The 15032-nt window shown below is 59.8% G+C and carries 13 protein-coding genes; 7 read left to right on the top strand and 6 right to left on the bottom strand.

From position 1 onward, the window contains the following. Positions 1 to 376 precede the first annotated feature (376 nt). Genes tolQ through tolB form a run of 4 tightly spaced genes read left to right on the top strand, consistent with a single transcriptional unit; the run spans position 377 to position 4274 of the window. On the top strand, positions 377 to 1102 hold the full coding sequence (gene tolQ / locus BIND_RS01370; protein ID WP_012383286.1) for a protein TolQ: 726 nt from the start codon (positions 377 to 379) through the stop codon (positions 1100 to 1102). A 54-nt stretch (positions 1103 to 1156) separates the two neighbouring features. Then, positions 1157 to 1606 (top strand): ExbD/TolR family protein, encoded by a 450-nt coding sequence (locus tag BIND_RS01365; protein ID WP_012383285.1) that lies wholly within the window; start codon positions 1157 to 1159, stop codon positions 1604 to 1606. A 14-nt stretch (positions 1607 to 1620) separates the two neighbouring features. Then, positions 1621 to 2931: a hypothetical protein gene (locus BIND_RS01360; protein ID WP_012383284.1), complete on the top strand. Its 1311-nt coding sequence runs from the start codon at positions 1621 to 1623 to the stop codon at positions 2929 to 2931. After that, a complete protein-coding gene (gene tolB / locus BIND_RS01355) occupies positions 2928 to 4274 on the top strand; it encodes a Tol-Pal system beta propeller repeat protein TolB (protein ID WP_012383283.1) in 1347 nt (448 codons plus the stop codon). Before BIND_RS01360 ends, tolB begins: the two co-directional genes overlap by 4 nt. Here tolB and BIND_RS01350 read toward each other — a convergent pair. Beyond that, a complete protein-coding gene (locus BIND_RS01350) occupies positions 4267 to 6408 on the bottom strand; it encodes a heavy metal translocating P-type ATPase (protein WP_012383282.1) in 2142 nt (713 codons plus the stop codon). The two genes, tolB and BIND_RS01350, sit on opposite strands and share 8 nt — an antisense overlap. Positions 6409 to 6950: 542 nt before the next feature. Here BIND_RS01350 and BIND_RS01345 point away from each other — a divergent pair. After that, positions 6951 to 7352, top strand: a complete 402-nt coding sequence (locus tag BIND_RS01345) for a fungal specific transcription factor domain-containing protein (RefSeq protein ID WP_012383281.1) — start codon at positions 6951 to 6953, stop codon at positions 7350 to 7352. 84 nt (positions 7353 to 7436) lie between these two features. Here BIND_RS01345 and cysG read toward each other — a convergent pair whose 3' ends face one another. Next, the gene (cysG, locus tag BIND_RS01340) at positions 7437 to 9002 is read right to left on the bottom strand and encodes a siroheme synthase CysG (protein ID WP_012383280.1); all 1566 of its coding nucleotides are present in this window, start codon (positions 9000 to 9002) and stop codon (positions 7437 to 7439) included. A gap of 475 nt (positions 9003 to 9477) precedes the next feature. Here cysG and BIND_RS01335 point away from each other — a divergent pair, with 475 nt between their 5' ends. Then, complete coding sequence (locus BIND_RS01335; RefSeq protein WP_012383279.1) at positions 9478 to 10356, top strand: transporter substrate-binding domain-containing protein; 879 nt, start codon at positions 9478 to 9480, stop codon at positions 10354 to 10356. Positions 10357 to 10401: 45 nt separating this feature from the next. Here BIND_RS01335 and BIND_RS01330 read toward each other — a convergent pair whose 3' ends face one another. Then, positions 10402 to 11214 carry an NADPH-dependent F420 reductase gene (locus BIND_RS01330; RefSeq protein WP_012383278.1) on the bottom strand — a complete coding sequence of 271 codons (813 nt, stop codon included), beginning with the start codon at positions 11212 to 11214 and terminating at the stop codon, positions 10402 to 10404. Positions 11215 to 11314: 100 nt separating this feature from the next. On the opposite strand from BIND_RS01330, the gene BIND_RS01325 reads away from it, so the two are divergent. Beyond that, complete coding sequence (locus tag BIND_RS01325) at positions 11315 to 11728, top strand: winged helix-turn-helix transcriptional regulator (protein ID WP_012383277.1); 414 nt, start codon at positions 11315 to 11317, stop codon at positions 11726 to 11728. Between the two features lie 182 nt (positions 11729 to 11910). Here the strand turns inward: BIND_RS01325 and BIND_RS01320 are convergent, their stop codons facing one another. From BIND_RS01320 to BIND_RS01310, 3 genes are all read right to left on the bottom strand, one after another. Continuing rightward, positions 11911 to 12816, bottom strand: coding sequence for a hypothetical protein (locus BIND_RS01320; RefSeq protein WP_041777868.1), 906 nt, complete (start codon positions 12814 to 12816; stop codon positions 11911 to 11913). A gap of 112 nt (positions 12817 to 12928) precedes the next feature. After that, entirely contained in the window at positions 12929 to 13390 is a 462-nt protein-coding gene (locus tag BIND_RS01315; RefSeq protein WP_041777867.1) for a hypothetical protein, read from the bottom strand. A 208-nt stretch (positions 13391 to 13598) separates the two neighbouring features. Further along, positions 13599 to 14894: an adenylosuccinate synthase gene (locus BIND_RS01310; protein WP_012383276.1), complete on the bottom strand. Its 1296-nt coding sequence runs from the start codon at positions 14892 to 14894 to the stop codon at positions 13599 to 13601. Between the last annotated feature and the right edge of the window lie 138 nt (positions 14895 to 15032).

Here is a 15032-nt window from a genome sequence, read left to right as displayed (position 1 = left end):
ATTTCAACGCTTCTGTGAATCCCCACACCCCCTAGGACACGCAATGAAAGGCTGGAGTTCGCGCCGCGTTTCAGTTTAAAATATAATGCCTCACGCCAATCGGAGATTAAGTCTTCAGCTAAGCTTGGCCGTTAATGAGTAATCTGTCTTTAACCTTAAGGGCTGCATAATACCAAGGCTGCAGAGAGTGGCCCTGGTTCTGTTCCATCGCGGATTCGACGAAATCGGCGCCCGATCCGGGCTCTCGCGCACGGGAGACCGGCACAGCCGCAGAAATGACGGATTTCCGTTCGAGGAATGAAAATATTTCGCGTTTCATTCAGACCTTTTTCCTCCGCCGGTTCGCTCCGGCCTCTCGTTGCAAGGACCCAACTTCATGAATCCTGCCGATCTTGCCAGCGCCGCCGCGCCGGTCACGGAAGTATCGTTGTTCAGCATGTTCTGGTCGGCGCATATTATCGTCAAGATCGTCATGCTCGGCCTGCTCGGCTCCTCGATCTGGTGCTGGGCCATCATCGTCAACAAAGTGCTGCTGTTTTCCAAAGTCGATCGGGATATGGCCCGGTTCGAGGATATTTTCTGGTCCGGCACGTCGCTCGATGAACTTTACGCGACCTTATCCGCCAAGCCCGTGAGCGGTATGGCCAGCCTGTTCGTCGCTGGCATGCGGGAATGGAAACGCTCCATGCAGGGGGCCGCTCATTCCTTCCTCGGTTTGCAGGCGCGGATCGAAAAGGCCCTCGATGTCTCGATCGCGCGGGAAGTCGAAAAATACGAATCCTCGCTCCTGGTCCTCGCCACCGTCGCTTCCGCCGGCCCCTTCGTCGGCCTGTTCGGCACCGTCTGGGGTATCATGACCGCCTTCCGGTCGATTGCGGCCTCCAAAAATACCTCGCTCGCGGTCGTGGCGCCCGGTATCGCGGAAGCGCTCTTCGCCACCGCGATCGGCTTGTTCGCGGCCATTCCCGCCCTGATCGCCTATAACAAGCTGCAAAACGACGTGGCTCGCAAACAGGCCAAACTCGAAAGCTTCGCCGATGAATTTTCCTCGATCCTGTCACGCCAGATCGACCAGCATAATGTGCAGGACCGCGCCGCTTAAGATGCGGCCTGTCCGTCGAGACGCGTAACACATCGGACGAAAGGATCTTGAGACATGGGCATGTCGATGGCGACGGGAAGACGGGGCGGAGGACGCGGCCGTCGTGGTGGGCGCCGCTACGGAGCCATGGCCGATATCAATATGACGCCTTTCATCGACGTCATGCTGGTGCTGCTCATCATCTTCATGGTTGCAGCGCCCCTGCTCGCGACCGGCGTGCCGATTGATCTGCCGCAGACCAAGGCGGCGGCGCTGAATGTCGAGCACAAGCCGCTGTCGGTGGCTGTCGATGACAAGGGCGACATTTTCGTGATGGACAAGCAGGTCGACAGCAGCACGCTCGCAGCCGCCCTGAAAGACATGGCTAAGGAAGGCTTCGACGAGCGGATTTATGTGCGCGGCGCCAATACGGTCAATTATGGCAAGATCGCCGAGGTCATGACAATCATCACCGGCGCCGGCTATAAAAAGGTCGCGCTCGTGACCGATCCGAGCAAGAACTGAGGCGATCCAACGCCATGCGACTGCACGCCTTGCACCACCCCGGCGAAAATTTCGACGATGCGGACGACTGGGACCGCCAGGAGACGGGTGCGTCGGCGGCGAGCCTCGTCAGCATGATCCGTCAGTCAATTAGCAAGAAACTCAACGATAATCCCGGCTTCGGCGTCTCGCTCACCGCGCATGCCGCCTTGCTCCTGGCCTTCGTCATTTCCTTTTCCAGCACGCCGCAGTTCCCCGAGGCTGTGGAGTCGATCCCTGTCGACATGGTCACCACCCAGGATCTCAACCAGATCATGAAAGGGGAAAAGACCGCCAAGACGGTGCAGTCCTCGCATCGTGCCGAGCGCGTCTCCGATCTCGCCGAATTGCACCCGCAACCGCCGCTCGCCGAGGCGAAGAAGGATGTGATGCCACCGCCACGGCCAGGCAAGCCGCAACCCGATCCCGGCGAGAGCGAGAAGCCGCAAGAAGCGCAAAGAGAAACTCCAACCCCGCCGAAGCCGCCGGAGCGCCCCGCCCAGACGCCACCACCCCGGCCTGCGCAGGAGGCCAAGCTGGAGCCGCCGACGCCTCCGGCCAAGCCGCAGCCCCCGCAAAAAGCAGAGCCAAAACCGCAGCCGGTCAGCCCGGAGGCAGCCGAGCCGCTGCCCGCGCCCCGGCCCAAGGCGGAAACCAAGCCCAAACCTGAGCCAAAATCCGAGTCCAAGCCCGAGGATAAGCCCAAACCGCACGAGGCCAAGCCAAACGAGACCAAGCCGACGCCGAAATTCGCCCCCGATGCCGTGGCGAAACTGCTCGAACAGACACCGGCCAAGACAGAGACAAAAAAAGCTGAGGCGAAACCCGCCCAGCGGCCGAAATCCGGCTCCGAGGCCGCCACGGAACCGAGCAAGTTCAACGCCGCCGATATCAGCAAGCTTCTGAGCGCGGAAGCGCCGCAGCACAAGGCTTCGACCGGCAAAACCGTGCAGCAAACGGCTTCGCTCGGCTTGCCGAACGCGAATGCCGCCAAAATGTCCCCCTCCATGTGGGACCGGCTCGACAGCATATTGCAGGATCAATACAAGCAGTGCTGGAGTTTCATCGGCCTCAACAAGCAGAAATATGTGCCTGAAATCCATGTCCAATATGCCGAGGATGGCTCGCTGATCGGTCAGCCTTCCCTCCTCAACCCGCCGTCCGACCCGCAATTGCGTGGTTTGGCGGACAGTGCGATGCGGGCCGTGCGGCGTTGTAATCCACTGAAAATCCCCGCCCAATATCAGCCCTATTATGATCAATGGAAAGGCCGGATCGTCCGCTTCGATCCGGAGGAAATGCTTTGAAACCTTTCTTGTCCAATCCCTTGTCCCTGACGCGGCGCTCGGCGGCCAAACTCCTCATAGGTCTTAGCGCGGCACCCGTCATCGCGCCGATCCCGCGCGCCTTCGCGCAAGATCGTTATCTCGACGTGCGGCCGGGCGGCGAGTTCAAGCCCGTCTCGATCGCCGTGACCACTTTCGCCGGCGATGGTTCGGGGCCGAGCCATCCAACCAGCATCATCATCAATAATTTCCGCCGCTCGGTCTTTCTCAATCCGCTCGATCCCAAAAGCTTCGTCAGCGATGTTTCCAATCCCGATCAGGCCCCTCAAATGGATGCCTGGAAGACGATCAACGCGCAATTCGTGGTGACCGGCCGCAGCGCCCGCAGCGCCGATGGACGCCTGCAGACCGAGTTCCGGCTCTGGGACGTGACGAGCGGCCAGCAGATCGCCGGCCAGCAATATGTGACTGATCCCAATAATGCGCGCCGCGTCGCCCATATCATTTCGGATACGATCTTTTCACGCATCACCGGCGAAAAAGGCTTTTTCGACACACGGGTGGTCTTCGTCGATGAGACCGGCGCGCGCGATCATCGCCGCAAGCGCCTCGCCATCATGGATCAGGATGGTGCCAATGTGCGCTATCTGACGCGCGGCGATGATCTCGTGGTGACGCCGCGTTTTTCACCCTCATCGCAGGACATCACCTACATGTCCTTCGGCGCGGCCGATCCCAAAGTCCTGCTCCTCAATATCGAAACAGGCCAAAGGGAAGTCGTCGGCAATTTTCCGGGCATGACCTTCTCGCCGCGCTTTTCGCCGGATGGGCAAAAGATCGTCATGTCCCTCTCGCAGGGCGCCTCCTCCAATCTCTTCACCATGGATTTGCGCTCGCGCAATACGACGCGCCTGTCGGATTCGAGTTCAATCGATACATCGCCCTCTTATTCGCCCGATGGCACGCAGATCGTCTTCGAATCAGACCGGGGCGGTACACAGCAGATCTATATGATGTCGGCCGCGGGCGGCGGCACGCGCCGCGTTTCCTTCGGCGATGGCCGCTATTCGACGCCTGTCTGGTCGCCGCGCGGCGACTACATTGCCTTCACACGTCAGAAAGGCAGCAGTTTCGGCATTGGCGTGATGAAACCGGATGGTTCGGGCGAACGCATCCTGACCGAGGGCTTTCACAACGAGGGGCCGACCTGGGCGCCGAACGGACTCTATATCATGTTCTTCCGCGATGCCTCCGGACAGGGCGGTCCACGGCTGTTCATGGTCGATCTCTACGGTCGCGGCGAATTCCCCGTGCCAACGCCGAGTTTCGCCTCCGACCCTGCCTGGAGCCCCCTGCTCAACTGACTTTGAAACGGAGCAGACGCAGAGCGTTGCCGGTCACGAGAACCATGGCTCCAGTATCGGCGAGAATCGCTGTCCAAAGCGGCGTCGCTCCCCACAAAGTGGTTGCGAGAAAGACGCTTTTGAACCCAAGAGCCAGCGCGATATTCTGCCAGACAATGGCAAGCGTCGCGCGCGATAAAGCGACCAGTTCGGCGACCCCGGTCACACGATTCTTCAAAAGCGCAGCATCGGCCGTTTCCAAGGCGACATCGGTCCCGCAGCCCATTGCAATACCGACCGAGGCGGCGGCGAGCGCCGGCGCATCATTGATGCCATCGCCGACCATGGCGATCGGCGCCTCGGCTTTATAGGTCAAAATCGCGTCGAGTTTGGCGTCAGGCAGAAGTTCAGCTTTCACCTCAAGGCCAAGTACATGACCAAGCGTTGTCGCGGCGCGTCCATTATCCCCCGTGAGCATCACCAGGCGAAGGCCCAGGGCACGAAGCCGCGCAAGGCCTTCGGCCGCATCCGATCGCGGCGCATCACGCAAAGCAATCAATCCGAGTATCGTCTTGTTTTCCCTGATGACGACAACGGTCTTGCCTTCCCCTTCCAAGGCCGCGATCCTGGCCGCAATGTCATCGTCATTGTTATCGGCCAGGGCGGTTTGCGCGGCGGCATGGCGCGGTGATTCCACCCAGACAAAACCCGATTTCAATCGACCCATCATCGCCTTGCCAGGAATGGCGATCCCACCACCGAAACATTCGGGCAGTGCGAGATGCCGTTTCTCGGCTTCCGCGACAATCGCCACTCCCAGCGGATGGCTGGAACCCCGCTCGACGGCCGCGGCCTTGACGAGGATTTCGGCTACGCTCCCATGGATTGGCAAAACATCCGTGACTTGCGGATGACCCAAGGTCAGCGTGCCCGTCTTGTCGAAGGCGATCGTCTGGACCCGGCTCAGTGTCTCGAGCGCCGCGCCTCCTTTGATGAGCAGGCCATGCCGGGCACCGCTCGCAAGCCCCGAGGCAATGGCGGTGGGTGTGGAAACGACGAGAGCACAGGGACAGGCGATCAGCAGCACGGCCAGACCGCGATAGATCGAGAGGAACCAGTCAGCCCCAAAGAACAGCGGCGGCATCAGGACCACAAAGCCTGCCGCCGCCATGGCAAAAGGCGTATACAATCGGCTGAAACGGTCGATCAAACGGGCTGTCGGTGCTTTCGAGGCCTGGGCCTCCTCGACCTTATGAATGATGCGCGCGATCGTATTATCAGCCGCTGTCCGGGTAATTTCGACACGCAACTCGCCATTGGCATTGATGCTTCCCGCATAGACAATCGCGCCGGTCTCTTTGGCGACAGGCATGGATTCCCCCGTCACAGGCGCTTCATCGACCTCCGACATCCCCTCGACGACGAAGCCATCGGAAGGAATCCTGTCGCCCGGCCGAACCACCACATGATCTCCGACGGCCAATGTCTCGACGGACACCATCTCGACATTTGCCCCGTGTAGGCGGAGCGCTTGGCGTGGCAAAAGCTTGGTCAGCGCCTTGATGCCGGTCCGCGCGCGATCAGCCGCGATGCCTTCCAATAATTCCCCCACGGCAAACAGGAACACGATCACGGCGGCTTCTTGCGCCTCGCCGATGGCGATGGCGCCAGCCGTGGCGATTGTCATCAACGTCTCAATGCTGAACGGAACTCCCGAGCGTGCTCCCGCCAAAGCCCGCCGGCTGAGCGGTAAAAGGCCCGCCAGTGTCGCCACGCCATAGGCCCAATATGACCATTCCGGCGCGCGATAGGCGATGATAGTCGCAAGGCTCAGCACAACACCCGTCGTGATGACCAACCGTCCCTTGCGCGAGGCCCACCAGGCGTCTTGCCTTGGACCATGATCACGATCCGTCTCACAAGCCACCGCCACGCCGTCACCGATCGGTGTATAGCCGAGCGCCCTGATCCTGGCCTCGATTACGGCGCGGGAAGAGCGGTCTTCGTCAAGCGTGAGAGAGAGCGAGGCTTTGTGATAATCGACCGCAATATCCGCGACACCTGGCAAGGACCGCATTGCGGCCTCGATCTTCAAGGCGCAGGCCCCGCAATCCATGCCTTCGACCCGCAGCTTCAAGATGCTGGCGCTCGCCATGACCTCACCTCGCCAAAGTCACCAGGATAAATTCACCATAGACAAATTCAGCATGGTTCCACACATGGGCCCTGTAGTGACTACAGGGTCAAGGCATGACGGACAGGCTTCTGACAATCGGAGAATTGAGCAGAAACACCGCAAGACTTCGTCCATTGCATGAAGACGAACCAAATTCGGTAAGGAATACGCAACTTTACTGCGCCACAATTAGTTCGGAAAGTTCAAGGGAAGAGACGCGCACTTTCCAAGCCGTCGAAAATCTCGATTGAAAAGTCTCAATCCGGATTTTCGAGCCGTTCACCCGGCATCGTGGCTTCGCTCCCTTGAATCAGGATCAGATGATCAGGATCGGATGGCGTCGCCTCGTATCCACCTCCTTGAAGCGCGACTCGTCGGGCTTCAAGGAGGTGGATACGGTTTAAAAAGTGACGGATCGAGAATCTGTGATTCTCGATACTAGTCCGCTTTTCATCCCTGCCTCCTTTGTCCTCAAAAGGCGCAAGGGACAGGACGTTTGTGACCGGTGTGGAGCTTGCTGAATGAAATCGCGCGAGAATATCATGCGCCTCAAGCGTTTTTATGCGGAGGAAAAACGGCGCCGTGTCATGCAGATCGAGGCCATGATCGCGGAATTTTCCCGCATGGCGAGTGATCTCGAACAGGAGATCAGCCTGGAAGAGCAAAGGGCTGGCGTCTCCGATCCGACCCATTTCGCTTATCCGACCTACGCCCGGGCTGCACGCACGCGGCGGGATAATCTGCAGCGCTCCGCCGAGGAATTGAGCCACCAACTCATCGAGGCCCGCAACAGCCTCGATGAAGCCCTCGCCGATCTCGATAAGGTGCCCAATCTCGACACGCGCGAGAAAAACGCCGATTCCGCTTCCGACGAGGACCAGCAAAAACAGGCGCCCTACAACCTGCGCTCGCTGGAAGCCTGAGGCTTTGCCTCCGCGAAACCCCATCGCGAAGGCGCGTGGACCTTGCTTTGAAGGCGCAAGTTCACGGGTTCAGTGAAAAAAAATTCACAGGGCGGCTTCGATAACGCTGTCCTTTGATGTCTCAGTTTCAGGCGATGCGAAGGCTGCGCCAATGAAAACGAGACAGGGGCCGTCAGGAGCCGCCGCCGCGACCAGGGGCGGCAAGCTTTCGATCGTGCCGGCGAGTACCCTTTCGTCCCGTTGGGTCGCGCGTTCGATGAGCAAAGCCGGCGTCGTCGGATCGATCCCCTCTGCGAGGAGCCGCGAGGCCAAAGCCTGCAGGGTTTTCACCCCCATATAAACGATACTTGAAGCGCGCGGATCACAAAGAGCCCGCCAGTCCATGTCGTCCGGCAAGCTTCCATCATGCGCATGGGCAGTGATGAATTGCAGGCGCCGCGCTTTGTCGCGCTCGGTCAATGACATTTGCAAGCTCGCGGCCGCGCCGAGCGCCGCCGTGATGCCAGGAACGACCTCAACCCTGACGCCCACCGCGCGCAGGGCCGCGATTTCCTCATTGGCGCGGCCGAAAATCATCGGGTCACCTCCCTTGAGACGAACCACTTTCTTGCCCGCCAACCCCAGCGCGACCAATTGCGCGGTAATATGATCCTGCCGGCATGAGGGACGATAGCCGCGCTTGCCGACCGGGATCTTTTCCGCATCGCGCCGTGCCATGGCGACGATGCGTGGCGAAACGAGATCGTCATAGAGGACGACGTCCGCTTCCTGTAGGAAGCGCAGCGCCTTCAAGGTCAGGAGTTCGGGATCACCTGGTCCCGCACCGACCAGAGCGACGACACCTTTTTGGTTGGGGCTTATGGTTTCCTCCAGGGATTCTGCATCGTCCTGTTTCTGGCTCTCCTCGCGCATGCGCTGGAAATCCGTTTCGCGCGGCGCCTCGCGATCCGCCGCAAGCGCCGCCTGGCTGAACAGACTCCAAAATCGCCGCGGATTGTTCACCGGCTCCCGTTTCAACCGTGCGCGCCAGTTTCGCGCGGCTGCCGCCCAATGTTGCAAAGAAGCAGGCAGCCAGGCTTCGAGCCGGCCGCGCAGGGCTTGCGCCAGGGCCGGCGCGGCGCCGTGTGTTGAAATGCCGATGACAAGGGGAGAGCGATCGAGGATCGCGCCGAACTGAAAATCCGACCGTTCCGGTCTGTCGATGATATTGATCGGCACACCGGCCGCGCGCGCCATGGCCAGGAGGGCCGCAGCCTCGCTATCCTCATCGCAGGCGGCAATGACCAGTGCCGCGCCGGAAAGATCCTCCGCCCGGATTGGACGCTGATGCCATAGGCAACGCTGCTCTTGCGAAGAGGCTGATGGGGCGGGCTTTTCGGCCTCGTGATCTTCACTTTGGAGAAAAGCGGCTAGCCGAGGCACGGGTTGCGGCGCGAAAACACGCAGATAAGCCCCGGTCGAGTACAAAAGCTCAGCTTTCCAGACCAGGGCCTCCCCATCACCGGCGAGGACGACGGTTCGCCCGGCAAGAGGAAAGAAAAGCGGCAGGCAACTCAGTCCTTCGGCCGATGAGGATGCAGCCGGTGCTGAGGGGGCAGCCTCGATTTCGGGCTCGGCACGCGAATCTGTCCGTGCGAGGAGATCAACCATGGCGCCTTGCCCTCACATCGACACCCTTATGTCATACCAACGGTCATGATCAATGACCGTTGGACCGCTCTTGAATTTTCGCTCTCGCTTTGAAAAAGCGAAAATTCAAGAAAGGAACCAAAGGTCGTTCTTCACGACCTTTGGTATCACTGCTTGTGGAGCCGTTCGCGCGGCTCACATGCGTGGCCCGCTCCATGCCCGCGATCATTTGAACTGAAGCAAAATCAATGCTGCCTCGCTACGAAGCAGTGTCCGGCCCCGCCGAGGACGCCAGAGCATATCTTTTTAAGCCGTAATGAGGAGACATGCTCTCTTATTCTGGAAAATGCGTCAAAGGGGACCCCAAAGGAATGTCCCTTGGCAGGTCTGGCCTATTAAATAGGATCCTTAAATCGTGCGATGGTCTCAAAAGGCTGGCGAATCAGTGCCGGATCTTTCCACAATGCCGCACGCTCCGCGCAGGACCTAATTGCCGATGCGACCGGATTCAAGCTGCCCCCTGGCTTCCCTCGCCATCTTGCTGGTTTTTCTCACCGGTTTCCTCAGCCATGCCACGACCGGCATGACGGCCGAGGCCAAGCCAACCTTTCTGCCGAACTTCTGGGACCCTCGCCATCTCCCCGAAAAGCCGGTGCTCAGTTCGGCTCGGACAATCCGCTTTCTGACTGAGGCGGATTGGCCACCCTTTCATTTCACCCTGGACGATGGAACGCTCGTTGGCTTCGATATCGATCTCGCACGCGCCATTTGCGAGGATTTGAAACTTGCTTGCACCATTCAGGCACGCCGTTTCGATCTCTTGGAACCGGCCCTTGCCGCGAAAGAAGGGGATGTGCTGCTGGCCGCTTTGCGTGTCGACCGCGCCACGCGACCCGGTCCGCAATCGGGCATTGCCTTTACTGCCCCCTATTATACGACGCCCGCGCGTTTCGTGACACGGCGGGCCTCCCCCATCGAAGCGATACCGGAGAAATTGGCCGGCAAAAGGATTGGCGTCGAACAAGGAACGGCGCATGAGGCTTATCTGACCGCCTTTTTCGCGCAAGTGACGCGTCAACCCTTCCCGACTCTCGCCGAGGCGCAGGAGGCCTTGCGCAACGGCTCGATTGATGCCCTGTTCGGCGACGGCATCACACTCGCCCTCTGGTTAAACGGAACGGATTCGCAAGATTGCTGCGCCTTCCAAGGCGGTCCTTTTACGGAAAGTGCCTATTTCGGCGAAGGGATCGGCATGGCCATGCGCACTGATGATGATGATCTGCGCAAAGCCCTTGACTATGGGCTCGCCCGCGTGGCCACACGCGGGCTCTATAGCGAACTCTATCTCAAATATTTTCCCTTGGGCTTTTATTAAGATCCGTTGACCAGATTTCTGGCTGCGCTCCGAGATCAGTTATGGTCACCGCGGGGACCGAAGAAGCGTGTAGCCAAGGCGCAGCATAGCAATCCAACTTGCCGGCTTCAGCCTATCTAGGCCCACGAAGAAACGGGCGACACGAACAAGCTGCTCAGTTGAGTATGTCTCTGGCAGCTTGGGCAATATCCTCGCCGCCTTGTCCCGATTGCGCGCTGCCTCCATTCGATCGGCGCGTTTCAGCAGCAACGGCAGTTCGGCAAGCGTTGGATCGGTGCAATAGGCTGGTTGTCCTGGCTGTTGGCGCCACGATTCCGATATGGGACCTGCGTCGAAAGCACTGAAACCCAGGGTCTCGACAAGGCCCATGATTGTGGTTCGGGCTTTCGGATCGTCCCCAGCTACGGGCAATGCAATGCGGTGACGGTCGCCCTTGGGCTTGCCACAGGTGGCCAGCCGGGAGGCGATGATATTATTGAACACCTTGATGACAGGGATGCCGAGTTGTTGAGATACCCAGGCAGACTCGGGCATGCCTTGGTCGATTGTCGCGATTTCCCCGTCCCGCAGCGGATAGTAATTACCCGCATCCACGACAATCGCGCCTTGCGGAAGCGTGTCGATGACCGACTTCGGCAGCTCGGCCACCCGCGCCATCGGAATGGCGACGACGAGAATATTCACGCCCGACGAGATATCCTCGATATCGGTCGCTTGGGCGCCGGTCTTTCGCGCAAATGCGGCGAGACTGTCTCGACCCCGAGAGTTCGCGACCTTCACCTTGTATCCAGTCTCGACAAGCCTGGCCGCTAGCGCCTCTCCGACATAACCCGCACCGATGATCCCGATCTGCATCATCTGGTTCCTATAGATAACTCTTGATAGTTACCAACCTATACCGTTAGGTCGCTTGCACAAGACGGCACATCGTTGTGCGTCAGTCACATGGAGATAACCCATGCCGTCAACTGTGCAGAAAAAGCCTCGTCAACAGACACCTCCCAGCGTGCAGCTTCTATCGTGCGCGCCGCATGTCGTGCTGACTCATCTCGGGGACAAATGGACGATCCTCGTCGTGCTTCTGCTGGCGCGCGCACCAGAGAACCGTCTTCGATTTTCGGAAATTAAGCGCGGGGTCCAAGGCATATCGCAGCGCATGCTGACGCTCACGCTGCGCATGCTTGAGCGCAATGGCCTAGTTTTGCGCCACTATTATTCCGAGGTCCCGCCGCGCGTTGAATATGAACTCAGCGCCATGGGGAAAAGCATGCTGTATCCGCTTGAGGTGTTCACGGGCTGGATTGGAGAGAACTGGCAAGCCATGCAGCAAGCAAGGGAGCGTTACGATGCTAGAGAAGACCGCACCCCGTGAAGCCGATTGGCGAGGGCGCATCGCGTGCCTCTTACCACAAACCGGTTCCGATGCATCACGGCCGACACACCGCCAAAGCGGAGGTCGAATCACGTCGAGCCGGCGACCGGAACCCTGAGTTTCAACGGGCCTTAAAGCAGGCTGGGAACAGACCCTTGGAAACAGAGTTTTGAACAAGACGCTTAAGGCTGAGCCCAAGCGGCGAAAGCTTCCTCCATCGCCTGTTGCCCGGCGGCCCCTTTTTCAAAGGTCAGTTTGCCGATCCTGCCATTGCCGAGCATCAGCGGTACGTCGATCCATCCGCGGTCGCGGAGCAAAGTAATATTATTGGCTTCGCCACTGCCGCGGCTGAGACCGATCAAGAAGGCATTATCGGTGATCGGCACGGGGACGCCGCCCAAAATATCGCCGTTCGCCGCATCCTCGCGCCGCATCTGCGGCACGCTGATCTGGCGCACGCTGGTAAAGGGGGCATCGGGCGCCATGGCGAAATTGATCTTGATCGTATGCGACGCCGGCAGGCTAAGATCCGTATTCTTTTGGAAGATCAGGACCGCCTGAAGTTTCAGGCTCGGAATATCGACATCGGCGCGGACAGCGACCTCCGGGGGGCCGTTGGGATCACTGACGATCATTTCGCGCCGCCAGACGACGCTCCCGGTCGCGGTTTTGACCTTGTTGGCTTCTTCCGGCGCTTCCATCAGGAAAGCCGCGCGCCCGGGCTGAGCGAGGCCACTATTGGCCGAGACCGGCGCTGGATTACTCGCTTGATTGCTCGATTGACTCCCCGACGGGCTCGCCGCTTGACCAGCGCCCTGTGCCGTATCGGTCGCGCTCGCTCCATCGGTTGGCGCATCCGCCGCCGAAGTGATGGTCCCGCCGCCGATCCGATCGATGATCTTGCCTGTGCCATCGCTTGGTGCCGATGTCGCATTGGGCTGCAGATGCGCCAGATCTTCCGGGCGATCACGCAATTTCCAGGCAGCAAAAGCCACGAGCAGGACGACTAGGCCAACAGCGGCGCCGACGATCCAGAGCTGTTTTGGTGCCGCGCGTTCAGGCTTTGGCTGCGGCGCGAAAGGCCGCAAGAGATCGAACGATCCGTCCTCCGGAGCCGTGGCCGGCCGTTTCAGTCCATTCCAGCCCGCTGGCTCGGCACTTTCCGCCGGTGTTTCAGAAATGGAAGTCGCCTTGGGTTCCTCACCGGCCGAAGGCGCATTCGTGGCGGGGGGCGGGACAGTAAGGTTTTTTTTCGGAAACGGGCTTTTCCGCCTTTTCTGCGACAGGAGCGCTTACCGGCGGCGTCAGAGGCCGTAGCGGGAGGCGCGGCGCCGGCGCGGGGACCGGCTCAGGGCTGGCAGGCTTTGGCGGAACAAGGGGAGCCAGCGGCGCTTCCGCTTTGTTGATGCCGGCATCGGGCGCACCAGGATTCTTCTTGCCCAGCTCCGATTCGATAGCCAGTTCCGCCTCGAGCTTGGCCACCGCCTGAGCAAGGGCTTGGGACTCAGCCTCGATATTGGCTTCCGGCACGGGCGGCTGATGCGCGCGCAATTGGCTGATAAGCGCCTTGCGCGCACGTTCATAAATGGCTTGGCGCGCTTCTGACGATGCGTCCGGCAAACCAGCAATAGCCTTGGCGAGGAGCGGGTAATAATCAGCCATTATCGGTTTTGAACATTCTCGCTTGTATTCGTCAATCCCGACGACGCGGGTGCTCATTAAAAGGCGATTCTGTCCCCTGTATCCACCCCGTTGAAGCGCGACTCGTCACGGATCAACGGGGACAAGTGGATAAGTTTAAAAAGTGACGGATCGAGAATCTGTGATTCTCGATACCAGACTGGTCCCGTTTGCTTGCATCAAGATGACGTCAATCCCGGAACGGATCATGGACGAGGATTGTATCGGCGCGTTCCGGGCTCGTCGACAAGAGCGCCACCGGCGCTTCGATCAATTCCTCGATCCGCCGCACATATTTGATCGCCTGGGCCGGCAGATCGGCCCAGGAGCGGGCTCCGGCCGTTGTGCCTTCCCAACCGTCGATCGTTTCATAGATCGGCTTCACACGAGCCTGAGCCGATTGGCTTGCCGGCAGACGATCGATGCGACGGCCGTCGAGATCATAGCCGACACAAACCTTGATCTCCTTGAAACCATCCAGAATATCGAGCTTGGTCAAGGCGATTCCATCGATACCGCAGGTCTTGACGGTCTGGCGCACCAAAACCGCATCGAACCAGCCGCAGCGCCGCCGCCGGCCGGTATTGACGCCATATTCGTGACCGCGATCACCGATCAATTGACCCGTTTCGTCGAGCAATTCGGTCGGAAAGGGGCCGCCACCGACACGCGTCGTATAAGCCTTGGCGATGCCCAGCACATAACCGATCGCCTTGGGGCCGAGGCCCGATCCCGTCGCCGCATTGGCCGCCACCGTATTGGAGGAGGTCACGAAAGGATAGGTGCCGTGATCGATATCGAGCAAGGCCCCTTGCGCCCCCTCGAACAGAATGCGCTTGCCGGCTCGGCGCGCATTCTCAAGCAGATCCCAGGTCGCATCCATGAAGGGCAGGATTTTGGGAGCTAGGCTTTCGAGCTCGGCGCGGATCGCCCCAGCGCTTATCGGCTCGAGGCCGAGACCGCGCCGCAAGGGCTCGTGATGGGCGAGAAGGCGCACGATCTTTTCATCAAGCGTATCCGGCTCGGCAAGATCCATGAGGCGGATGGCGCGGCGTCCGACCTTGTCTTCATAAGCGGGACCGATGCCACGCTTGGTCGTGCCGATCTTCACACCCTCGACCGTGGACGATTCGCGATGCGCGTCGAGTTCGCGATGCAGGCCGAGAATCAGAGGTACGTTTTCGGCGATTTTCAGATTGTCCGGCGTGATCTCGATGCCCTGCGCCGCCAATTTGGCAATTTCTTCCACCAGATGCTGCGGATCAACGACGACGCCATTGCCAATGACGGATAATTTGCCCAGCCGCACGATGCCCGATGGCAGGAGCGCAAGCTTATAAACCTGATTGCCGATGACCAGGGTATGACCGGCATTGTGCCCGCCCTGGAAGCGGACGACGATGTCCGCCTCGATCGAGAGCCAGTCAACGATCTTGCCCTTGCCCTCGTCGCCCCATTGGGCGCCGACTACCACCACATTCGCCATGCGACGCGTTCGCTTCCGAGTCTTTATTAAGGTGTCAGGAAAATGATTTTGCGATCGGCCGGCGCGAAAGGACGCGCCCGGCTTTCATCCCGAGTATGCAAGGACGGAGGTACACAATCGCAACGCGTGAGTAAAGCG

The sequence above is a fragment of the Beijerinckia indica subsp. indica ATCC 9039 genome (genome assembly GCF_000019845.1).
Lineage (GTDB): Bacteria > Pseudomonadota > Alphaproteobacteria > Rhizobiales > Beijerinckiaceae > Beijerinckia > Beijerinckia indica.
Note: the sequence above shows the minus strand (reverse complement) of the source record. Positions and strands in the feature narration are given on the sequence as shown.